We start from the raw sequence: 22,592 nt of genomic DNA on the forward strand, positions 1-22,592 counted from the left end.
GTTAGGCCCCTTCCAGCGCCTTTTGCCGGCGACGCTGGACCGAGCTGCCGATTCCCATTGCCTCGCGATATTTCGCCACGGTGCGCCGGGCGATGTCGAAGCCCTTGGCGTTGAGCAGTTCGACCAGCGTATCGTCGGACAGGATCTTTTTCGGGTCCTCCTGTGCGATCAGCGATCGGATTGCGCTCTTCACCGCTTCGGCCGATACCGCGTCGCCGCCGTCCGCCGACTGGATCGCGCTGGTGAAGAAGTATTTCAGCTCGAACAGCCCGCGCGCGCAGCTCAGATATTTGTTGCTGGTGACGCGGCTGACGGTCGATTCGTGCATCTCGATCGCCTCGGCGACCTGTTTGAGCGTCAGGGGGCGAAGGTGCGCGACGCCCTTCAGGAAAAACGCTTCCTGCTGCTTCACGATTTCGCTCGCGACCTTGATGATCGTGCGCTGGCGCTGGTCCAGCGCCTTGACCAGCCAGTTGGCGCTGGCGAGCATGTCGGACAGCCACGCCTTGCTGGTCTTGTCCTGCTTGCCGCCCGAAATCTCGGTATAATAGGCGCGGTTGACGAGCACGCGGGGCAGCGTCGCGGCGTTGATCTCGACCGCCCAGCCATTGCCGCGCCGCGCGACGAAAATGTCGGGCACGACGGCCATGGTCGGCTCGCCGCCATAGCGACATCCGGGCTTGGGATCGTAATTGCGCAGCTCGCGGATCATGTCCGCCAGGTCTTCGTCATCGACGTCGCACAGCCGCTTCAGCCGCGCCATGTCGCCGCGCGCGACCAGATCGAGATTGTCGATCAGCCGCGCCATGCACGGATCGTAGCGATCCGCTTCCTTCGCCTGCAGCGCCAGGCATTCGGCCAGGTTGCGCGCGCCGACGCCGGTGGGGTCGAAGGTCTGGATCGTCGCCAGCACCGCCTCGGCGCGCGCCAGCGGCACGTTGAGCCGCGTCGCGACGTCGAGCAGCGGCACCGTCAGATACCCGCACTCGTCGATCTGGTCGATCAGATGCGCGGCGATGAACAGATCCGAGCCCGCGACGCTCGCTCCCGCCTGTGCCATCAGATGATCCGCCAGCGTCAGCGCCGCGCTGCTGAAACTGTCGAAATCGGTGCCGTCCTCCGATCCGCCGCCGCTCGCCCCGCTGAGCCCCAGGCTGCCGTCGAGGCTGCCGATGCTATCGGAGGGGCTGTCGTGGTGAAAGGCCTCGGCCCCCATATCGACGTCGAGCGGCGCCTCGCCGGTCGCGTCGGCGCCGTTGCTGAGCAGTTCGCCGGTTTCCGCAGGCCCGTCACGCGGCTCGACGAAATCGCCCTCGGGTTCGGGCGCCGAGTCGCCAGCGTCCTCGCCCCCGCCGCCCTGCGCGTCGAGCAGCGGATTGCGCTCCAGCTCCTCGGCGAGAAAGGTCTCGATCTCGAGATTCGACAGGGCCAGCAGCTTGATCGCCTGCTGAAGCTGGGGGGTCATCACCAGTGATTGCGACTGCCGCAGGTCGAGGCGAGGCGCGAGACTCATGGCGCTTAGAGCGAGAAGCTTTCACCCAGGTACAGGCGGCGCACATTTTCGTCGCGGACCAGATCGTCGGGCGATCCCGCGAACAGCACGCGCCCGTCGTAAATGATGTAGCCGCGATTGACGATGTCGAGCGTCTCGCGGACGTTGTGGTCGGTAATCAGCACGCCGATTCCGCGATTCCGAAGCTCGCAGATCAGATCGCGGATGTCGGCGATGGAAATCGGATCGATGCCCGCGAAAGGCTCGTCGAGCAGCATGATCGTCGGGTCTGCCGCCAGCGCGCGGGCGATTTCGGCGCGCCGCCGCTCGCCGCCCGACAGCGCCATCGCCGGCGAGGTGCGCAGCCGGGTGAGGCCGAATTCGTCGAGCAGCGTTTCCAGCCGTGCCTGGCGCGCGTCGCGATCGGGCTCGCTCAGTTCAAGCACCGCGAGGATGTTTTTTTCGACCGAAAGCCCGCGAAAGATCGAGGTTTCCTGCGGCAGATAGCCAAGCCCCAGGATCGCGCGGCGATACATGGGCAGGCGCGTGATATCCTCGCCATCCAGCATGATGCGGCCCGAATCGGGCTTCACCAGCCCCATCACCGAATAGAAGCAGGTGGTCTTGCCCGCGCCGTTGGGGCCGAGCAGCCCGATCACTTCGCCGCGCCCGACCGATACAGACACGTCGGTCAGCACCACGCGCTTTTCATAGGATTTGGCGATCGAGATGACCGAAAGTCCCTTGTCGGGCAACGGCACCGGATCGGCGACGGGGGTTTCAAGCGAGGCGACGTCGGTCATGGCAGCGTCCCTGATGGACTCGATTAGGATAGGGCCCGGAGTACAGGCGCGCTTTGGCAGGATTCCTGCATGAAGTTTGCGGCGGTGGGAAGGGGGTATGCGCCGGCCCGACCGGTCCGGACGTTTATTGCCCGTTGCGTTTCGGTACGGAGAAGCGGCCCGTCACGCGCCCGCCCTGGCTCTGCACGCCCGACGAAGACCCGCCCACGCCCGAACCGTCGATCGTCGCTCGACCGGTGTCGAGGTCGATCGACAGGCGCGCGCCCGAGACGTTGTTCGTCCCCTGGCGCAGCGTCACGCCGCCGACCATGGTGATGACGCGGCGATTGAGGTCGTACACTGCATATTGCGAATTCGCGGTCTGGTCCGGCCGCTTCACCGTGACGCCGCCGGCGGCGTCGAGGCGCGAGACCTGGGGCGAACCCTCGGTGATCTGGCCCGTGTACATCACGGTCATCCGCGCGGCCGTGAGGAGCATCTCGGCCTGGGTGATTCGCACATTGCCGGTCAGCAGCACGCGATTCGCGCGATCCTGCAGCTCGATATGATCGGACGCGAAGTCGATCGGCGCCGACGAATCGTGGCGCGTCTGTGCAAAAGCGGGTGCAGACGCGGCAAACGTCAGCGACAGCGCAAGGGCGAACGGGGCAAGACCGCGGATCATCATCGCCTATTTGCGCGCTTGGGGATTATCCGCAAGCGCGCATTGCCATCCAGGCGGATAGTTCGTTGTTCCAGGTCGGCAGTCAGCTTGTTCGCGCTGAACACGCCGGTGGGGGTATCGCCGGTCACGGCGCCGCCGCTGGCGAGCTTGCGCGTCTTCAGATCGACCGTCGCGTCGGTGGTGTTGAGCGTATAGCCGTCGCTGGTCTGGAAGTGCAGCGGCCCCTGAACCGAGACCTGTTCGGTATCCATGTCGTAATGGCCGCGATCCGCCTTTAGCGAGGCGGGCCCCTCGGGCAGCTTGATCTCGGCGGTCAGTTCGTTGAGCTGGACGACGGGCTCGGCGGAGCTGCGCTGAACCGCGGACCCGGCGTGCAGGTGGAACTGCTGGCCCTTCGAATCCTCGCCGCGATACTCGGCGGCTTCGATTCGCAGCCGGTCCTTCGAAATTTCGACCTGGTTCTTGTCGAGCAGGAAGCTGACGTCGCCGCTCATCATCATCGGCGCGACGACCAGGAATGCGCCGAGCACGCCGATGCCCAGCGGCAACGCGATCAGCGCAAGCCGGACCATCCGGTCGTGCCCGCTGCCGGGGTGCGCCCAGCGGCGGCGCTGCGATCGGGCCTGTGCCGCAACCTCAGACACGGGCGATCCCGTCGCGCGGGGCCGAAGGGATCGGCGTGTCCATGGCGTCAGATATGCGCAAAGATATCGACTTCGGGCCAGCCCGACAGATCGAGCTCGGCGCGCCAGGGGAGGAAATCGAAACAGGACTGGGCCAGTGGCATCCGTCCTTCACGCTCGAGACGCTTGTCGAGTTCCACTTTCATCGCATGAAGATAGCGGACGTCGGACGCGGCATAATCCTTTTGCGCGTCGGACAGATCGGGGCCGCCCCAGTCGGACGATTGCTGCTGCTTGGAAATCTCGGCACCGACCAGCTCGCGCGCCAGATCCTTGAGCCCGTGGCGATCGGTATAGGTGCGCACCAGCCGCGACGCGATCTTGGTGCAATAGACCGGCGCCGCCGTGACGCCGAGGTAGAAGCGAATCGCCGCCAGATCGAATCGGGCGAAGTGATACAGCTTCAGCCGCTCGGGGTCGCTCAGCACCGCGCGCAGATTGGGCGCGTCATAGCTGGAACGCGGGCCGAATCGCACCAGATGCTCGTCGCCCGAGCCGTCGGAGAGCTGGACCACGCACAGCCGGTCGCGCGGCGTGACGAGGCCCATCGTCTCGGTATCGACGGCGATCGATGCGCCCGGCGCGAACACGCCCTCGGGCAGGTCTTCTTCGTGGAAGTAAACAGTCATGCGGACCGCCTAGCCGCGATCCGCCGCCACCTCAATGCCTTCGGGGCGTTACTCAATGCGTGGTCGGCGTCGGCGACGGCGCGGACGCCTCTGCCTTGGCCTGCGCCGCCGCCTTGCGCTCTTTCGCCCGGCGCGACCAGATGTTGAGGCACTCGACGCCCGCGGAGAAGGCCATCGCGGTGTAGATATACCCCTTGGGGATGTGCGCGCCAAAGCCCTCGGCGATCAGCACCATGCCGATCATCAGCAGGAAGCCGAGCGCCAGCATCACCACCGTCGGGTTGCCGTTGATGAAATTGGCGAGCGGAGTCGCCGCCAGCAGCATCACGATGACGGCGAAGATCACCGCTACGTACATGATCTCGACATGCTCGGTCATTCCGACTGCCGTCAGGATCGAATCGATCGAGAATACCACGTCGAGCATCAGAATCTGGACGATCGCCGAAGTGAAGGTGATCGAGGCGACGTGCTTCTTGTCGAGCAGCGCGTCGCTGTCGTGCGTGTCGACCGAATGGTGGATTTCCTTGGTCGCCTTCCACACCAGGAACAGGCCGCCGGCGATCAGGATCAGGTCGCGCCACGAAAAGGCGGTCTCGAACGCGGGTTCGCCATGCGCGCCGACCGGGCCGACCCAGCCCAGGTCGATCACGGGATGCACCAGTCCGACTATCCACGCGATCATCGTCAGCAGCCCGAGTCGCATCACCAGCGCCAGGCTGATGCCGATCGTACGCGCCTTTTTCCGCTGCGCCTCGGGCAGCTTGTTCGACAGGATCGAGATGAAGATGAGGTTGTCGATGCCCAGCACCACCTCCATCACGATGAGGGTGATGAGCGCGGCCCAGGCGGCGGGGCTGGCGAGAAGGGCGAGAATTGCGTCCATATCCTACCTCTGCCGCGCGGCGGGCTATGGCGCAAGGACCACAGTTGAATGCAATTGCCGCAATCAAGGCGAATTTCGTTCGCGCGTTGTCTTTTTTTGGGTTATGGCTGATTCCCGTGGCACTTTTTTTGTGCCCGAACACCTGCGTTTTTCGTCCGGCGCTTGGGTTTTGATTGGTGACAAGGGGCGAAACGGAAGACGAACAGGGCATGAGTTTTGATCGAGGGCGCCGCGGGGATCGCGGTGGGCGCGGCAGAGACAAGCGCGACGGTTTTGGTGATGAAGGCGGCGGCGGCTTCGGCGGCGGCTTTGAAGATCGTGGCGGCTTCGGCGGCGGCGGTGGCTTCCGCAGCGGTGGCGGCTTTGGCGGTGGTGGCGGCTTCGGCGGCGGCCCCGGCGGCGGCGGTGGTTTCCGCAGCGGCGGTGGCGGCGGCTTTGGTGGCGGCGCAGGCGGCGGTGGTCGCGGCATGCCTCCCCAGGTGGTTGGCGAAGCGACCGGCGTGGTCAAGTTCTTCAACGCGCAGAAGGGCTTCGGCTTTGTCGTGCGTGATGACGGCGGCGAGGATGTGTTCGTGCACATCTCCGCAGTCGAGCAGGCCGGCCTGACCGGTCTGGCCGAAGGTCAGCCGATGGGTTTCACGCTCGTCGATCGCGGCGGTCGTATTTCGGCCACCGAGCTGAAGATCGACGGCGAGCCGATGGCAGTCGAAGACCGCGGTCCGCCGCGCGATCGCGATGCAGGTCCGGGTGCGCCGCGCGGTGCAGCCGGTGGCGCGGGTGGTCCGCAGCGTCAGCTGACGGGCGAGAAGGCGACCGGTACGGTCAAGTTCTTCAACGCGATGAAGGGCTTCGGCTTCATCCAGCGCGATGACGGGCAGCCTGACGCATTCGTGCACATCTCGGCCGTCGAGCGTGCAGGCATGCCGACGCTGAACGAAGGCGACCGCCTCGAGTTCGAACTCGAAGTCGATCGTCGCGGGAAATATGCTGCCGTCAACCTGACGCCGCAGCAGTAAGGCTCGCAACAGCGAATCAGAAGGGGCCGGGCGGCGACGTCCGGCCCTTTTCTGTTGCGCGGGCCGGGCAGGCGCGGAGGGTCAGGTGACCAGCCGCCTGAGCCCCAGGATCGTGTCAGCCTCGCTTGCCGGCTTGTCCACGCGGATACGGCTGATTCGGGGGAATCGCATCCCCAGCCCTGATTTGTGCCGCTTCGATTCGTGGATCGAATCGAACGCGACTTCCAGCACGAGCGTCTTTTCGACTTCGCGCACCGGCCCGAATCGCGCGACCGTGTGATTGCGGACGAACCGGTCGAGCCATTTCAGTTCGTCGTCGGTGAAGCCGAAATAGGCCTTGCCCACCGGCAATAACTCGCCCGTCTCGGTCCAGGCGCCGAAGGTGAAGTCGGAATAGAAGGAGCTGCGCTTCCCGCTGCCACGCTGGGCATACATCAGCACGCAATCGGCGTTCAGCGGATCGCGTTTCCATTTGTACCAAAGGCCCGCGCGGCGCCCGGCGACATAGGGGGAGTCGCGGCGCTTGAGCATCACGCCCTCGATCGCGGCATCGCGCGCGCCGGCGCGGATTTCCTCGAGCGCGGCGAAATCGGGGGCGTCGATGATCGCGGAGACGTCGAATCGTTCGGGGTCGAGTGCCGCCGCCACCCGCTCTAGCGCCGGGCGCCGTTCTGCCCAGGGGAGCCCGCGCAGGTCGTCGTCGCCGTCGAACAGGATGTCGTACAGCCGCACGAACACCGGAAACTCGGCGCGCATCCGGGCCGACACGGTCTTGCGGCCCAGCCGCTGTTGCAGCGCATTGAAGCTGCCCGCCCCACCTTCGCCGCCCTGCGCGGTGCCGCGCACCAGCAACTCGCCATCGAGCACGGCGCGCGTGGCGAAGGCAGAGGCGACTTCGGGAAAGCTGTGGGTGATGTCGTCGCCCGCGCGGCTGTACAGCCGGGTGTCGCCGGCGACATGGACAAGCTGGACGCGGATGCCGTCCCATTTCCACTCGGCGGCATAGTCGTCCAGGCTCACCTCCGCTGTCTCCAGCGGATGGGCGAGCATGAAGGGGCGGAACACCGGCACGTCGCGCGCGGTCGGCTGGGCGCCGCGCCCCTCGGCCCAGTCGAACAGCGGGGCATAGGGTGGGGTCAGCCCGTGCCACACCTCTTCCACGGCATCGACGTCGAGCGCAAAGGCCTGGGCCAGCGCAGTCTTGGCCAGCCGCGCCGATACGCCGACGCGCAGGCCGCCGGTCGCCAGCTTGAGCAGTGCGAATCGCTCGTCCGCATCGAGCCGGTCGAGCATCGCCGCAAGCACGGCAGGGGCATCGGAGCGCGACAGTGCCCCGAGCGTCGCGACGACTTCGGACAGCGTCAGCGCGTTTGCCTCCGCTGGCGGAGTTGCGGGGGCGGGCCAGAGTAGCGCGATCGTCTCCGCCGAATCGCCCACAAAGTCGCGGCTCAGCGCGTAGAGCACGGGATCGACGCGCGCCTCCACCATTGCGCGGATCAGCGCGGGCTTGATCGCGGGCAGGTCCAGCCCGCCGGTGAGGGCTGCCATCGCCCATCCGCGATCGGGATCGGGGGTGCGGATCAGGTAATCGGCGATCAGTCGCAACTTCGCGTTGCGCGAGCGCGTGTAGATCAGGCTGTCGAGCAGGGCAGAAAAGGCATGCATTGCGACAGTAAAGATGCGCCGTGGCGATGGGTTCCGCCAGCCCGCAGGCGGGATGGGGCCGGACCATAGGGGCCGGCCCCGATTCCGGGTTATTTGATCTCGAACCGAACCCCCAGGCGGAAGGTGCGGCCGAGCACGTCGTAATAATTGGCGTTGGTCGACAGGCCGGTCGTCGGCTGCAACACCGGATCGCGATCGAACAGGTTGGTCGCCGTGAAGAAGATCTGGCCCTGCTTCGAACCCACCCGGATCGTCTGGGTCAGGTTTAGGTCGAAATAGATCGCGCCCGGCATGTGGTTTTCGTTGATCGTCGGATTGGCGACGGTGGCCGCCGGGCAGCCGGTGGTGCACACGATATAGCTGTTGGCGATCGTCCCCGAGCTGACGCCGCGCCCGGTGCCGGTCATCGCGAAATCGCCGGCGTTGAGCGTGGCGGAGGCGCGATAGATCCAACTCGGCACGCCGCCGCCATTGGCGCCGGCTGCCTCGACCGGCGCGTCGATGCCGTTGTTGGTATAGTTGGTGTCGTAATAGGTCGCCATGCCGCGCAGCGTGACGGCTGCGTCGTCGGTTACGGGCACGCGGTAGCTGGCGTCGAAATCGAGCCCGCGCGTGTGGATGTTCGAGAAGTTGAACGGGCTGACCGACACGCTGAGTTCGGGCGTGCCGCCCGGATTGCGCGTGAAGGCGGCGCAATATTCCTGGAGACCCTGATAGCAGCGATTGAGGATTTCCTCGGCGCGGACCTGACCGATTGCGTCCTTCACCTTGATGTCGAACCCGTCGACCGAGAAGGAGAAGCCCGGCAGGAAGCGCGGCTGGAGCACGATGCCGAGGTTCAGCGAATCGGCGACTTCGGCCTTCAGGTTCGGATTGCCGGTGGTCGTCTCCAGATACTGGGTGGACGCCCGGTTGTTGAACGGATCGAGCAGCGTGTTGGTACGCGAGGTGCCTGCTGCATAGAGTTCGTTGAGGTTGGGCGCGCGGATATCGCGCGAGCGCGTGAAGCGCAGGCGGATGTCGTCGATCGGCTGCCAGGTCAGGCCGCCCTTCCACGTCGTGACATAGCCCGAGGTGCTATAGTCGGTCCCGCGCACCGCGCCGTTGAACTCCAGGCCCAGCCCCAGCGGCACCACGGTTTCGAGATAGGCCTCCTTGACATGGTAGCTGCCGAAGGTGGGCAGGAAATTGCCCACGGCCCAGCCGGTGCGGTACTGCGTCTCGACCGACCCCGACACCTCTTCGCGGCGGTATTCGCCGCCGACCGCCAGCGAGACCGGGCCGGCCCAGGTCGCGAACGGATTGAGCCGGAAATTGAGGCCCGCGACGGTCTGCTTGAACGTCTGGTAGCGCTGGGGGTCGCCCAGCACATAATCGACCGCCGCCGGATTGGCGACGCCGGTGCCCAGCCGGTTGAGCGGGATGCAGCCATTGGTCGGGTTGGTCAGGCTGGAACGGCACACGATCGTGCCCGCCGCCACGCCCAGCGCATTGCCGGCGGGCGCGAACACGGCGTCGGTGGCCAGCGCCATCCGCGACGTATTCATGATGTCTGCCGCGACTTCATGCGTCTTGGTCACGCCATACTGGACATAGCCATCCCACTGGATGTCGCTGCCCAGCGCCGAGAATTTGCCTTCGCCGCCAAAGACATAACGCTGCACGTCGCGCGTATTGTCGTTCTTGCGATAGCGCAGGTCGCCGCCCGAGGTGCCGATGGTGACGGTGTTGATGTTGAGGTTGGTCAGCGTCGCCTGGCCCAAAGTCTGGATCAGATAGGCATTGTCCGACGCGAGCGTCGCGGTGCCCAGCGACGGGCCGGCGTTGAACAGCGAATGGTGCCACGCATAGCTCGCCTCGCCGAACACTTCGATCCAGTCGGCCAGCTCGAAGCTCAGCCGCCCGAACAGGCTGCGGCGATCGTCGCTCGAATCCAGCCCTATGCGGCGCTGGCCATCGGCGATCTGCCAGTCGCCGCCCACGGTGGTGGTGGTGTTGGTGATCGACCCGAAATTGTAGGTGTTGATGCTGCCGCCGGGGCCGAAATAGGTGCCGTTGAGCGCAGTGACGGCGCCGCCGCCGCGGCGCGTGGCGGCGGTAATGATGCCGCCGGGCAGCTGGTTGTACGTACCCGCCCGCGTCACGACCAGGTTCTGCGGCTGGCCGTTGGTGGCGGTGTAGGCGGGGTTGGTGATCGTGCGATAACCGGTCTGGTTCCAGTCCCGGTCCATCTGGAAGATGCCGTCGCGGTGGGCGTATTCCCCGCTGAGCAGCAAATGCCCGCGCCCGCCGGCAAAGCTGGTGCCCCCGGCCAGGCTGAAGGCATAGTTGAAGCCGTCGCCTTCATCGGTGATGCCACTTTCGGCGCTCGCCTTGAGGCCGGTGTACTTCCTGTCGAGGACGAAGTTGACCACGCCCGACACCGCGTCCGAGCCATAGGCCGCCGATGCGCCGCCGGTGACAACTTCGACGCTGCGGACCAGCGATTGCGGGAAATCGTTGATGTCGACTGCGCCGGTGATGCTGGACCCGACCGAGCGCCGCCCGTCGAGCAGCACCAGCGTGCGTTCGGTGCCAAGGTTGCGCAGGCTGATCGCGTTGATGCCCGCCAGGCCGGAGCTGATTGCCAGCCGCGAGTTGGCGGGGCGGATGCTGCCCGCCACGGCCGGGATCTGGTTGACGAAATCGGCGAGGTTGTTCGACGGCGATTGCGCGCGGATCGCCTCTTCGGTCAGCACGATCAGCGGCGTCGGCGATTGAAAGCCGTCACGGGCGATGCGCGATCCGGTGACCACCAGTTCGCTGTCGTCGGTCGATGGTGCCGCTTCCTCGGCGGCGGGCGCCGGCGTGGTCTGGGCATGTGCCTGCGCGGCGAGCCCGGCAATTGCGAGCGCGGCAAGGCTGACGCGCGAACCGCACGTGCGCCAAAAACGATGTGTCATAGGTCGCTCCCCGATCTTTTCCATGTCTGTCCGTCCTGCGGCACCGACCGGGTGTCATGCGGGTGCAACGATCGTCCCGCATTGCGCGGGTGCCGACGAAGTGCCCATGCACGTCCCGTTTTTATTGGACCGCAGCGTCCGGTGTTCAGCCGCGCCCGGGAGGGGGCGAGCGTCGGCGCTGCTGGCCGATATGTTGTCGTGCAGCAAGGTGCAGGTTTCGCCTGCCGATCGTCAAGCGGGCGGCATGTTCTTTGGCTTGGCCCGCATATAGCCGCGCGGCATGAGCGCGCGCGGCCCTAAATCCGGGCGCGGAGCCGTTTCGGCAGGCGGTGGAAGCGGTTAGGCGCCAGCGCGCGGGGCGTGAACCATGCCGCGCGGATCGCGCCCTTGAAATGATAGACCCGGTTGATCCGCACCCCGATCGAGGATTTGCCCGCCGGCTGCGGCGTGAACGCCAGCGGCCCTTCGTCCTGCAACACGCCGTCGACATAGCTGCGATAGGTCGTCCCGTCGAAGGTCTGGGCGACATGATACCAGCGGCCCAGCGGATGCAGCTTGGTGGGGGCGACCAGCGTGCGCGCATAGCCCGGCCCATTGGCAAAGGCGTCGAGATACCATTGGTCGCCCACCACGCGCAGCTCGAACAGGATGCGCGTCTCGATCGAGGGGGTGCCGGGCGGGCCGCTCGATTCGAGATGGAACCAGCGCTGGGCAAATTCGCCGCCATCGGGGCGAATCCACGCCTCGAAGGTAAAGGTCTTGGCGCCCGCCAGCGGATGCGTGTCGACGAACAGTCCGTCGTCCACGCCATCGAACTGCGTCGCCTTGCCCAGCGGCGTGGCGACGATCCGGGGATCGCCTTCGACTTGCACGGGCAGGCCGGCGATGCGGTCGAGGCGGTCGAACACCCAGTGCGCGGCGCGGGGCTGGGCGCTGGCGGGGAGCGCGGGCAGGACCGCCAGCAGCACTGCCATCGCCGCAAGGAACCGGCGCGTCATGGCAGGGGCACCCGGTTGTTCGCCTGCGTCACTTCCGCCGCGCCGCCGGGCAGCGTGACGCGCACGCTGACACCCTCGCGCGCCGTGCCGGCGGGCAGAGTCAGCCGGACGCGCGCAGTCTTGGGCAACAGGTCGGTCGGCGCGGCGAGCGCCGGAAGCGCCGTGCGGGCCAGCACCGTGTCGCCGCGCACCAGCTGCGCCTCGCCACCGCCGGTCGCCACGGCGCCCAGGCTGTGCACGGTCACCTCCACTTGTCGCCCGCGCACGGTAACGTCGTCGGCGCCGATGCCCAGGTCGGGGCGCTCCGCGACCGGCGTTGTGGGCCGGACCAGCGCCAGTTCGATCACCGTCGTGGTACGCGGTGCGAAGCGGATGGGCAGGCCGGCGCTGCGCTCCAGCATCGCGGTACCGGTCGTGCCCGGCTGCACGGTCTTGCCCTCGTCGGTGCTGGTGCCGGTAGTCACGCGCCATTCGCCCGCCGTCACATTCCAGGTGGAGAGTGTCGCCGGCTGTTCATGGTCGCTGCGGTTATAGGCGATCACGCGGATGCGCTCCTGTGTCGCGCCGGGGACGAGGATCGCGACCTGTTCGGCGCCATCGGGCTCGGCGAAGCGCCAGCTGACGGCGTTGCCCGGCCAGTGCAGGTTGCGGGCTAGCGCGATTCCGCCCAGCCGCTCGCGCTGGAGGATCTGCGCGGGCTGCTCGACACGGTCGGACCACCAATGGCCTTCGGTGTACATCCATTCGTGCTGCATCTTGTCGGCAATGGCATCGGCGTGGAGCCGGACGAGCGCCGCCGTGTCGCCGGTCGTCTGCCACTTCGCATAGAGCGCGAAGGGATCGTCGCCCTTTCCGCCGGCCAGCGTGTCGCGCCATGTGCGCCCCTGCGGCAGCAGGTCGAACACATTGTCGGTGATTTCGTTCAGCGCGCCCGGCCCGGCCTTTGCGACGCGACCCTCGATCGGGCGCAGATATTTGGCGTCGCCGGTGAAATGCCACGCCGCCCAGATGCTCTGCAGCGGCACCGATGCGCCGCCGCCGTCGCCCGCACGCTCGGCATCGGTGAACCAGTTGATTTCGTTGGGATAGCTCCACACGCCCTTGGCGTCCTGCTTGCCATGCGCCAGCACGCCGTCGGCCGCGCCGGTCACCAGCGCGCGCGCTGCCGGGCTGCCATTATAGACGCCGAGCAGTGTCGGCCCGTGCAGCACGGTAAAGGCATAGGGCTTTTGCCAGCTCCACGGCTCGTCGCGGTATATCTTGCGCCCGCCATACCAGCTGGAGGCGAAGTGCAGGTGCCCCGCCTTGTTCGTCAGCAGCACGCGCTGGAGCCCGCGCGTATTGTCCATCAGCCGCTCGATCGCCTTGGGCTCGCCCCAGTTGAGGTAGAGCCGGGCGGCGTTGGTGTTGAGCCCCTCTTCATAGGCGTGCAGCTCGTCGGTGGTGATGTACCCCAGGCCGTTCACGATCATGCCGTTCTTGTACACCGCGTCGGACAGCGCGCGCAGCGATGCGTTCACCTTGTCCGGGATCACGCCCATCAGCGCGAGGCCGGGCCATTGCTGGGCCAGATCGACATCGTCGGAGATGCCGCCGCCGAAATCGCCATAAGGGACCTGGCGATGGTCGATCCACCATTCGACGAAACGGCGCACCAGCTTCAGGTCGTCCAGCTGGCGCGCGGCCCAGGCGGGTTCGCCGGCGGGGACCGGGGGAAGGTCGACCGGGGGCATGTTTTCGGGCCGGTAATTGATGTCCGCCCAATAGGCGCGGGCCCGCGCATGGTCGGGATCGACGCGCAGCAAATCGGTGATGTCGGCGAACAGCCGCTGGTACAGCGTGGCGCGCTTCGACGCGGTATGCTCCTCGACCAGGAACCCCCAATTGTCGCGGACCTGGTTGAATCGGTCGGCGACATGCTCGGCCTTGGCTGCGTCGCGCGGCTTGAACACCAGCCGGATGCGCGCGCCGTCGAGCGCCCTGGCGTCGAAGCCCGGCGCGGCGGAGGCGAGCGTCAGGTACAGGCTGTCGTGCGAGAGGATACGGTCGCGCAGGTCGAGCCACAGCGTCCGCTTGGTGCCGCGCGGAACCGAGAAGGACAGGTCGATCATGTCGCGGCCCGGCCAGATCGGGTCCTTGATCCTGAGGTTTAGCGCGATCCGCCCCTGCGCGTCGCCGGGCAGGTCGAGTGCCGGCAGATCGATGGCGATGCCGTCCAGCCCGTCATGGATATTCTGCCAGCCATAATCCCATGCGCGGGCGATCGGCTGGTCCGCGGGTGCGTCGCCGAAGCTGGCGGGGATCAGGATATGGACCAACGGTTCGCTGCCTGCCGGGCGCTCGACCGTCGCCGCGCCCCCGGCGGCGCCCGCGCCGACTGCCGCCTTCACGCCCGATGTCGGCATGGCGATCACGGTGCTGCGCGCGTTGGGCGCATAGCGGCCGGCGATGAAGCCGTTGAGCGAATCGAGTGCCGCCAGCGTCGGCGCAACGTTGCTGCGGATCGTATAGTCGAGCTTGAAGCTGCCGGTGGGCTCCGTGCCGGCACCCACGTCATAGGCCCAGAGTTCCTGGATCGGCTGTTCCTGCATCACGTTGGTGAAGCTTAGCGTGCCGCCGGTGCGCGGGGCGAAGCGATCGATGCTGCGCACCACGCCCTTCGCGCGCTTCGCCAGCGTGACCGGCGCGCCGCCATCGGTCCAGTCGAGGCTGCCATAGGCGGCACCCCGGATTTCGACCTGGTTGATCCGCTCGCCCGCCGGCACGGTCAGGTCATAGCGCTTGCCGCCTTCGACATAGACGTTCCAGTCGGGCAGCTCGAAATAATCGTCGCGGCCGGGCAGGCGCGACCGGTTGTACACGCCGGGCCAGGTCGTCTCGGCGATGCCGTCCACGCCCTTCCACATCCATTGCTTCAGGTCCTTGGCGTCGGCGAACTCGACCTTGCGGACACGCGTGATGGGGGCGTCGAGCACCGGCGGCGCGCCGGTGTCCCAGCCATAGCGGTGGAGCCACGCCGCACGGCGGGCGGCGTCGGGGCCAAGCGGGCTGGGCGCGGGTTCGCGCTTGTCGGCCAGCGCGGCGATGGCAGGCGCGTCGAGCATCCGGTCATAGACGCGGATTTCGTCCAGGTCCGATCCGCGCATGAAGTTATATCGGCTCTGCACCTGGTGCGGGGAGAGCACGCGCCCGGCCATGCCGAACTGGTCGAGCCCCGAATCGAGATCGGCCTTTTGCTCCAGCTTCGCGACCTGGCGCCCGTCGACGAACAGCTGCACGCCCTGCGTCTCGTCCCAGCCGAACGCGATATGGTGCCATGCGTCGGGCGCCGGCGGCGTTTCCATTCGCCACGACACGCGCACGCGCGAAAGGTTCGCGTCGGTGACGAAGGCGTCGAAGCCATGGCCGTTCCAGTCGATCCGCAGGAACGCCATGTCCCAGCTGGTGTGATCGGCGAAGCTGGCGCGGAAGATGTTGAACGGCGCCTCGCCCACGGCGGTCCGCGCGCGCCAGAAAAAGGCGAGCGTGCCGCGCTGGGCGCGCATATTGCCCGGCGCCTTCCACGCGACATAGCCATCGTCTTCCCAGCGCGCGGCGCCGCCGATCGCGCCATCGGGGACCACAGAGACGCGGCTGCGGAAATTGGGCACCGGGTCGCCGGTGGCGACGTCCGCGTTCAGGCTCTTGTCGGCGGAGACGCGGAACAGCAGGCCGGTGGAATCCTGTGCGGCGGCGGGCTGGGCCATCAGGGCAAGGGCAAGTGCCGCCAGCGACGTGCGCGCCAGGGACAAAGCCGGCTTCCCGTTCGGAACACGGGCCATGGGCGTCTCTCCTGAAATCAATTGTTTGGCCGCAGACTATGGGAAACCGGTGTCATCCGCAATCCCGTGGTGGCGGATGGCGGTATGCAACTCGCGCAGGCGATCGGCGTTACGGGGCAGGGCGGGTGCGCCGCCCGGGAGTTTTTTCGATGTTCCTTGCCCTGGCCCTTATGGCTGCCGCGCCGGCGGCCCTGCCCGCCGCCGATGTCGCGCCCCAGCGGCACGCCCGCCGCTATCGCCCGATTCGCGCGAAGCTGTCGCGCAAGACCGCGCTCTCGCGCCTCAGCATGACGCCGCGTTGCACGGGGGCCGCCTGCGATCCCGCAAATCGCTATCGATTAGCAATAGCGCCCGAAATGCAACTCACTCGCAAGGAGCGCGCTGCGCAGACGGACTGGAAGGCATGCGGGGTCACCGGCATGCCCGTCTGTCCCTCGCGGGGCCGTACACTGGTCAAGACCCCGCTCGGCGAGGATTAACCCGCGACCAGCGGCATCCACATCGGCTCACCCGCCAGGCTGGACGATCCGCGCAGCTTTTCCAGCGCGTGCGAAACCGAACGCTCGGGCACGTCATGGGTGACGATGGCCACCAGCACGCTGCCATCGGGATTGGCGCCGCGCTGCATCAGGCTTTCGATCGACACGCCGGCATCGCGCATCGCCGCCGCGATCTCGGCCAGCACGCCCACCTTGTCGACCACGGTGAAGCGCAGATAGTGTCGCCCGCGCCGCTCGCCGGTGTCGGCGGGGGGCTGGTTCGCCAGCAGATCGGCGGGCATCGCATAGGGCGGGCCGAATTCGCCGCGCGCGATGTCGATCAGGTCCGCGACCACGGCGCTGGCAGTGGGACCGTCGCCCGCGCCCGCGCCCTGGAACAGCAGCCGTCCGACGAAATTGCCCTCCGCCACGACGGCGTTGGTCGATCCCACGACATGCGCCAGCGGGTGGCTGAGCGGGACAAGGTGCGGGTGGACGCGCTGGAACAGCCCGTGCGGCCCCGAATCGGCAACGCCCAGCAGGCGCACGCGATAGCCGAGCGCTGCTGCCTCGGCGATGTCGGCGGCGATGACATGCCGGACGCCCGTGATCGCCACGTCGCCGAACGCCGGCTGCGCGCCAAAGGCGATGCTGGCGAGGATCGACAGCTTGTGCGCCGCATCGACGCCGTCGATGTCGAAGCTGGGATCGGCCTCGGCATAGCCCAGCTGCTGCGCCTCGGCCAGAATCTCGGCGAAGTCGCGGCCCTCGGCCTCCATCTTCGACAGGATGAAATTGCAGGTGCCGTTGAGGATGCCGAACACGCTGCCGATGACGTTCGCCGCCGCGCCTTCGCGCAGCCCCTTGATGACCGGCACGCCGCCGGCCACCGCCGCCTCGAACTTGAGCGCGACGCCCTTGGCCTCGGCGGCGCGGGCCAGTTCAAGCCCGTGATGCGCGATCATCGCCTTGTTCGCGGTGACCAGGCTCTTGCCCGCGCCCAGCGTCGCGCGGGCGAGGGCCAGCGCGGGGCCATCCGACCCGCCGACCAGCTCGACCACGACATCGGCATCGCCCTGCCGCACCAGCTCGGCCGGATCATCGACCCAGGCGAAGCGCGACAGATCGAAGCCGCGATCCTTGCTGCGGTCGCGCGCGGAGACCGCGACGACTTCGATCGGGCGCCCGGCGCGGCGGGCGATCAGCTCGCCGTTCGTGTCCAGCAGGCGCACGACGCCCCCGCCCACGGTCCCCAGTCCTGCCAGCGCAACGCGCAATGCCTGTGTCATGCAATCTCCTCCGCGCCAGCCGCTAGAGGAAACCGGCACGCCCCCGCAACCATGGAAACCGTCGTTACTTCTTGATGAGCCCGATCTCGACCAGCCGCTCGTGCAGATAATCGTGCGCGGTGATCGGCGTGGGATAGCGATTCGGGCGCTCGGCAGTGATGCAGCCGGGCAGCGTCTCGATCAGGAAATCGGGCGCCGGGTGCAGGAAGAACGGCATCGAATAGCGCGAATGCCCGCGCCGCTCGACCGGCGGATTGACGACGCGGTGCGTGGTCGAGGGCAGGACATGGTTGGTCAGCCGCTGGAGCATGTCGCCGACATTGACCACCATCGCGCCTTCGGGCGGCTTGACCGGCAGCCATTTGCCGTCGCTGTCGAGCAGTTCCAGCCCGGCCTCTTCGGCGCCGAGCAGCAGGGTGATGAGGTTGATGTCCTCATGCGCGCCCGCGCGGACTTCGGGGGCGTCGCCTTCGATCGGCGGGTAGTGGAGCAGGCGCAGCACCGAATTGCCGTCCTTCACCGCCGGATCGAACCACTCGGGCTCCAGCCCCAGATAGCGGGCGATGGCGGAGAGCAGCTTGTCGCCCGCGTCGTCGAACGCCTGGAACAGCGTCAGGAACGTGTCGCGGAACCCCTCCGGCTGGTCGGGCCAGATATTGGCGGCCATGCGCGTGGCATAGGGATGGCCCGCCGCAAGCTCGCGCCCGATATGCCAGAACTCTTTCAGGTCGACATATTTCGCGCCCTTGGCGATCTCTGTTTTGAAAGGCGTATAGCCGCGCGCACCGCCGCCGCCCTCGACATACATGGCGCGCTTTTCCGCCTCGGGCAGCGCGAAGAACGCCTTGGTCATTGCCCAGGCGCGCTCGATCAGCTCCTGCGGGATGCCGTGGTCGCGCACGACCGCGAAGCCGAAGCGCTGAAACGATTCGCCGAAGCGCCGGGCAAAGCCTTCCGGGTCCGACGCCTGATCGGCGAGCGACAGCGCCGGAATGTCGGAAAGAGTATCGAGCATGTGAGTCTCCGAAATGTTGCCCCCTCGTTAGACCCGCTGCGGGCAGGCTAACAAGGCGGGCATTCCCTGATTCCCCTCAGCTCTTCAGCCGGTATCCGGTGCGGAAGATCGTGACGATCAGCCCCAGGCACAGCGCGAGGAAGGCGGCGGTGAAGCCCAGGCTCCATTCGATGCCGACATCGCCATGGCCGAAGAAGCTCCAGCGGAAGCCGCTGATGAGGTACACGACCGGGTTGAACAGGCTCACTGTCTTCCACGGCTGGGGCAGCATGTCGATCGAGTAGAAGGCGCCGCCCAGGAAGGTCAGCGGCGTCACCAGCAGCGCGGGCACGATGTTCAGCTGCTCGAACCCCTTGGCCCAGATGCCGATAATGAATCCGAACATGCTGAACGTGATCGCAGTGAGCAGCAGGAACGCCATCATCGCCAGCGGATGATCCACGCGCAGCGGCACGAACAGCGCCGAGGTGGCGAGGATGATGAGCCCGATCACTACCGATTTGGTCGCCGCCGCGCCGACGAAGCCCACCACCAGCTCGACCGCCGAGATGGGGGCCGACAGCAGCTCGAACACCGTGCCGGTGAATTTGGGGAAGTAGATGCCGATCGAGGCATTGGCGATGCTCTGGGTCAGCAGCGACAGCATGATGAGGCCGGGGACCAGGAAGCTGCCGTAATTCACGCTGCCGATCGAATCGATCCGGCTGCCGATCGCGCCGCCGAAGACGATGAAGTACAGCGACGTGGTGATGACGGGCGTGACGATGCTCTGCCACAGCGTACGCAGCGTGCGGGCCATCTCGAACTTGTAGATCGCCCAGATGCCATGGAAATTGATGCCGTTCATGCGGCTGCTCCCTGTGCAGCGGCGGGGGTGTCGCGGTGCTCGACCAGGTCGACGAAAATATCCTCCAGGCTCGACTTGGAGGTATCGAGATCCTTGAAGGCAATGCCCAGCTCCGCCAGCGCGCGCAGCAGCGAGGGGATGCCCGTGCGCTCGGCCTGCGCGTCGAAGGTGTAGCGCAGGCGATGCCCTTCGTCGGCCAGCGTCAGGTGCCATTCCTCCAGCCCCGCCGGGATCGCCGCCAGCGGCTCGACCAGGCTCAGGTCCAGCTCGCGCTTGCCCAGCTTCTGCATCAGCGCGGCCTTTTCCTCGACCAGCAGCAACTGCCCCTTGTTGATGACGCCGACGCGGTCGGCCATTTCCTCGGCCTCTTCGATGTAATGCGTCGTCAGGATGATCGTGACGCCGCGCTCGCGCAGGCGGCCGATCATCTTCCACATGTCGCGGCGCAGCGACACGTCGACCCCCGCAGTGGGCTCGTCGAGGAACAGGATGTCGGGCTCGTGGGCCAGCGCCTTGGCGATCATCACGCGGCGCTTCATGCCACCCGACAGCTCCAGGATCTTGGCGTTGCGCTTGTCCCACAATGACAGGTCGCGCAGCACCTGTTCGCAATGCGCATTGTCCGGCGCACGCCCGAACAGCCCGCGCGAGAAGCGCACCGTCGACAGCACGGTGGAGAACATGTCGACCGCGATTTCCTGCGGCACCAGCCCGATGCGATAGCGCGCCTCCCGCGGGGAGCGGATCGCGTCATGGCCGTCGACCAGGATCAAGCCCGAACTGGGCGTGACGATGCCGCAGACGATGCTGATCAGCGTCGTCTTGCCCGCGCCATTGGGCCCGAGCAGCGCGAAGATTTCGCCGCGACGAATTTCGAGATCGACGTGCGACAGCGCCTGATGGCCCGAGCCATAGGTCTTGCTCACGCCGGAAAGCGACAGGATGGATTGCATGGCCGGAAACCCGATAGGGAGGGAGCCGTAACCTAGGAACGCTACGGCACGCGAACAACCCGCCCTGGCGCGCTTATTTCCCCGCGCGTGCCGCCGCCACGGCGTCGGCCAGTCCCTGATAGTCGCGGGCGCCGTACAGCAGTTTGCCGCCGATCACCCAGCTTGGCGTGCCGGTCATCGCCAGCTTCTCGCCCAGCTTGTGGTTCGAGACGATTTCCGCCTCGACCGCGCGCGATTTGATCGCGGCGGCGGCAGCGGTCTTGTCGAGCCCGGCCTTGTCGGCGGCCTGCGCGATCGTCTCGGCGCTGGGGCCACCGGCGGCGTACAGTGCGTCGTGGAAGGCGCGGAACTTGCCCTGTTCGGCCGCCGCCAGCGCCCAGCGCGCGGCGACGACGCTTTCGGCGCCGAGCACGGGATATTCGCGATAGACCACGCGGACCTTGGGGTCCTTTTGCAACAGCTCCGCAATGCCCGGCAGGCTGGCGCGGCAATAGCCGCAGGCATAGTCCATGAAGGCGACGACGGTGACATCGCCGTTCGGGTTGCCCGCCCATGCGCCCGCATAGGGCCGCTCGACCGATGCGATATGCTGGGTCACGCCGGTCTGCGCGTCGGCCTGTGCCTTTTCCGCGCGGGCGTTTTCGCGCGCCTGGAGCCGCTCCATCGCCTCGGGCAGGACTTCGGGATGCTCGAGCAGATAGGCGCGGATGGTGTCGCCGGTCAGCGTCTGGCGCGTCGCCAGCAGCTGGAACGCGGCGAACAGCCCCGCGCCCAGCAGGGCTGCGAGCAATAGGGCGCCCGCAAGCGCGAGGCGGTTTCCTGTCAGTTTGTCGATCATTTCAGCCTACGCCGACCCTTCTTGTCTTCTTCCACGGCGTTTTGCGACACCATCTGAATATCCTGCGCCCGAATCCAGTCGACCGACCCCGGCGGAAGCCCGGCCATCGCCGTGCGCGCACTGAACAGCGCGGTGCGGGCGTCGCCCATCAAATGCGCGCGCTCCGCCGTGGCGAGCGCGGTGTGCGGCGTATCGCCCTTGCGCTCATAGACCGTGCCGAGCTGATACCAGGCGAACGGATTCTCGCGATCGCGCGCCACGGCCTGGCGCAGTACCTTTTCCGCTTCGGGAAGCTGCGCCGGATCTTCGGTGGCGAGCAGCGCGTGACCAAAGGTGGCGGCGATCAGCGGCTGGTAGCTGGTTTCCTCGGTCGCCTTGCGCAGAGGCACCAATGCATCGACCGGGCGGCCCGATTCGAGCATTATCTGCCCCTCCAGCTCAAGGAAATAGGGGTCGTTGGGGGCCAGCTTCACCAGCGCCTCGGTCTCGGCGCTCGCCTGCTCGGGATAGCCCGATTTGTGATAGGCATAGGCACGCGCATAATGGGCGGGGGCCGACTGATCAGACGGCGGGTACAGCCGCAGCGTGGTCTTCGGATCGTTGACATAGCCGCGCAGCTTGGCCTGCACGCGCTTGAAGCGGCGCTCCAGATCGGGGTTGAGCGGCTTGCCCCAGCTCGGCGCGGATTGCAGATCGCCCTTCAGCGTCTCGACGCGGTCGGCGGACATCGGGTGCGTCTGGGCAAATGGGTCCATTTCGGGATTGGTGCTGTAGAAGCCGGCCCGGTGCTGGAGCGCGGTGAGCTTGTCGAAGAACGACAGCATGCCCTTGCCAGTGATCCCCGCCGTGTTGAGGAACCGGACCCCCGCCGCGTCGGCGGAGCTCTCCTGCACGCGGCTGAACGCCAGATATTTGCCGATCGCGGCGCGCTGCCCCGCCATCAGGATGCCGGTCCCCGCCTCGGGCGAGCCTGCGGCCATCGCCGCGGCGCCCAGCAACAGGCTGAGGATCGATATGTTGGTATAGCCGCCATCGCCCTGCATCACGGCGTGGCCGCCGACGATATGGCCGATTTCGTGCGCGATCACGCCCTGAACTTCGTTGGCGGTGTCTGCCGCGTCGATCAGCCCGGAATGGATATAGACGATCTGCCCGCCCGCAACGAAGGCGTTGATCGAGCTGTCCTGGATCAGCACCACCTTTGCGCTGGCGGGAGCGAGGCCGGCGGCCTGGAACAGCGGCCTGGCCATGTCGGTCAGCAATGCCTCGGTCTCGGCATCGCGCAGCACCGATTGGGCGGCGGCGGGCCCGGCGGCGAGGCTGGTCAGGCATAGCAGCGCCAGCAGGGCGGCAGCCTTTCTGAGCGTCGCGGCGGGAGGTTTCGGGCGCTTCATGCGCGGCATCATTGTCGCAAACTCCCTTGCCCGCAACGCTTTATGCCGGGCGCACCGGCATGAACCGGCGGGTTCCGCCCTGGGTTCAACGCGGCGGGGAGCCCATTCGCGCAGCCGCGCTGAACATGGGGTGAAGCGCGGCATGAGGAAGGGGCGACGCGCTCGCGCCGCCCCTCCC

General features: G+C 67.0%; 18 protein-coding genes. 2 read left to right on the forward strand and 16 right to left on the reverse strand.

Annotation, left to right across the window (positions count from 1 at the left end; translation table 11 throughout):
• Position 1 precedes the first annotated feature (1 nt).
• From rpoN to ACG3SL_RS20805, 6 genes are all read right to left on the reverse strand, one after another.
• Positions 2-1,513, reverse strand: coding sequence for an RNA polymerase factor sigma-54 (gene rpoN / locus ACG3SL_RS20780; protein WP_448663042.1), 1,512 nt, complete (start codon positions 1,511-1,513; stop codon positions 2-4).
• 5 nt (positions 1,514-1,518) lie between these two features.
• Positions 1,519-2,295, reverse strand: coding sequence for an LPS export ABC transporter ATP-binding protein (gene lptB, locus ACG3SL_RS20785; protein ID WP_448663043.1), 777 nt, complete (start codon positions 2,293-2,295; stop codon positions 1,519-1,521).
• 124 nt (positions 2,296-2,419) lie between these two features.
• On the reverse strand, positions 2,420-2,959 hold the full coding sequence (locus ACG3SL_RS20790; RefSeq protein ID WP_448663044.1) for an LptA/OstA family protein: 540 nt from the start codon (positions 2,957-2,959) through the stop codon (positions 2,420-2,422).
• A complete protein-coding gene (lptC, locus tag ACG3SL_RS20795) occupies positions 2,959-3,603 on the reverse strand; it encodes an LPS export ABC transporter periplasmic protein LptC (protein WP_448663045.1) in 645 nt (214 codons plus the stop codon). Before lptC ends, ACG3SL_RS20790 begins: the two co-directional genes overlap by 1 nt.
• 47 nt (positions 3,604-3,650) lie before the next feature.
• The gene (locus tag ACG3SL_RS20800; RefSeq protein WP_448663046.1) at positions 3,651-4,271 is read right to left on the reverse strand and encodes a ribonuclease D; all 621 of its coding nucleotides are present in this window, start codon (positions 4,269-4,271) and stop codon (positions 3,651-3,653) included.
• Positions 4,272-4,323: 52 nt separating this feature from the next.
• Entirely contained in the window at positions 4,324-5,157 is an 834-nt protein-coding gene (locus tag ACG3SL_RS20805) for a TerC family protein (protein WP_448663047.1), read from the reverse strand.
• Between the two features lie 209 nt (positions 5,158-5,366).
• Between ACG3SL_RS20805 and ACG3SL_RS20810 the strand changes: the two genes are divergently transcribed.
• Positions 5,367-6,173, forward strand: a complete 807-nt coding sequence (locus ACG3SL_RS20810) for a cold-shock protein (protein ID WP_448663048.1) — start codon at positions 5,367-5,369, stop codon at positions 6,171-6,173.
• A gap of 81 nt (positions 6,174-6,254) precedes the next feature.
• Here the strand turns inward: ACG3SL_RS20810 and ACG3SL_RS20815 are convergent, their stop codons facing one another.
• The 4 genes from ACG3SL_RS20815 to ACG3SL_RS20830 all read right to left on the reverse strand — a co-directional run bounded on the left by ACG3SL_RS20815 (position 6,255) and on the right by ACG3SL_RS20830 (position 15,599).
• Positions 6,255-7,838: a cisplatin damage response ATP-dependent DNA ligase gene (locus ACG3SL_RS20815; protein WP_448663049.1), complete on the reverse strand. Its 1,584-nt coding sequence runs from the start codon at positions 7,836-7,838 to the stop codon at positions 6,255-6,257.
• A gap of 89 nt (positions 7,839-7,927) precedes the next feature.
• Complete coding sequence (locus ACG3SL_RS20820) at positions 7,928-10,780, reverse strand: TonB-dependent receptor plug domain-containing protein (RefSeq protein ID WP_448663050.1); 2,853 nt, start codon at positions 10,778-10,780, stop codon at positions 7,928-7,930.
• Between the two features lie 296 nt (positions 10,781-11,076).
• On the reverse strand, positions 11,077-11,778 hold the full coding sequence (locus ACG3SL_RS20825) for a LamG domain-containing protein (protein WP_448663051.1): 702 nt from the start codon (positions 11,776-11,778) through the stop codon (positions 11,077-11,079).
• Positions 11,775-15,599, reverse strand: a complete 3,825-nt coding sequence (locus tag ACG3SL_RS20830; protein ID WP_448663052.1) for a LamG-like jellyroll fold domain-containing protein — start codon at positions 15,597-15,599, stop codon at positions 11,775-11,777. The genes ACG3SL_RS20825 and ACG3SL_RS20830 overlap by 4 nt, the downstream gene beginning before the upstream one ends.
• Positions 15,600-15,748: 149 nt before the next feature.
• On the opposite strand from ACG3SL_RS20830, the gene ACG3SL_RS20835 reads away from it, so the two are divergent.
• On the forward strand, positions 15,749-16,078 hold the full coding sequence (locus tag ACG3SL_RS20835) for a hypothetical protein (protein WP_448663053.1): 330 nt from the start codon (positions 15,749-15,751) through the stop codon (positions 16,076-16,078).
• Here the strand turns inward: ACG3SL_RS20835 and ACG3SL_RS20840 are convergent.
• From ACG3SL_RS20840 to ACG3SL_RS20865, 6 genes are all read right to left on the reverse strand, one after another.
• A complete protein-coding gene (locus tag ACG3SL_RS20840; RefSeq protein ID WP_448663054.1) occupies positions 16,075-17,367 on the reverse strand; it encodes a homoserine dehydrogenase in 1,293 nt (430 codons plus the stop codon). The genes ACG3SL_RS20835 and ACG3SL_RS20840 overlap by 4 nt on opposite strands.
• A gap of 64 nt (positions 17,368-17,431) precedes the next feature.
• The gene (locus ACG3SL_RS20845; RefSeq protein ID WP_448663055.1) at positions 17,432-18,382 is read right to left on the reverse strand and encodes an isopenicillin N synthase family dioxygenase; all 951 of its coding nucleotides are present in this window, start codon (positions 18,380-18,382) and stop codon (positions 17,432-17,434) included.
• 76 nt (positions 18,383-18,458) lie between these two features.
• Positions 18,459-19,229 (reverse strand): ABC transporter permease, encoded by a 771-nt coding sequence (locus ACG3SL_RS20850; RefSeq protein ID WP_448663056.1) that lies wholly within the window; start codon positions 19,227-19,229, stop codon positions 18,459-18,461.
• Entirely contained in the window at positions 19,226-20,182 is a 957-nt protein-coding gene (locus ACG3SL_RS20855) for an ABC transporter ATP-binding protein (protein WP_448663057.1), read from the reverse strand. The genes ACG3SL_RS20850 and ACG3SL_RS20855 overlap by 4 nt, the downstream gene beginning before the upstream one ends.
• Before the next feature lie 73 nt (positions 20,183-20,255).
• Positions 20,256-21,020, reverse strand: a complete 765-nt coding sequence (locus ACG3SL_RS20860) for a DsbA family protein (protein WP_448663058.1) — start codon at positions 21,018-21,020, stop codon at positions 20,256-20,258.
• Positions 21,017-22,414, reverse strand: a complete 1,398-nt coding sequence (locus ACG3SL_RS20865; RefSeq protein WP_448663059.1) for a M48 family metalloprotease — start codon at positions 22,412-22,414, stop codon at positions 21,017-21,019. Before ACG3SL_RS20865 ends, ACG3SL_RS20860 begins: the two co-directional genes overlap by 4 nt.
• Between the last annotated feature and the right edge of the window lie 178 nt (positions 22,415-22,592).

This window comes from Sphingomonas degradans (assembly GCF_053502645.1).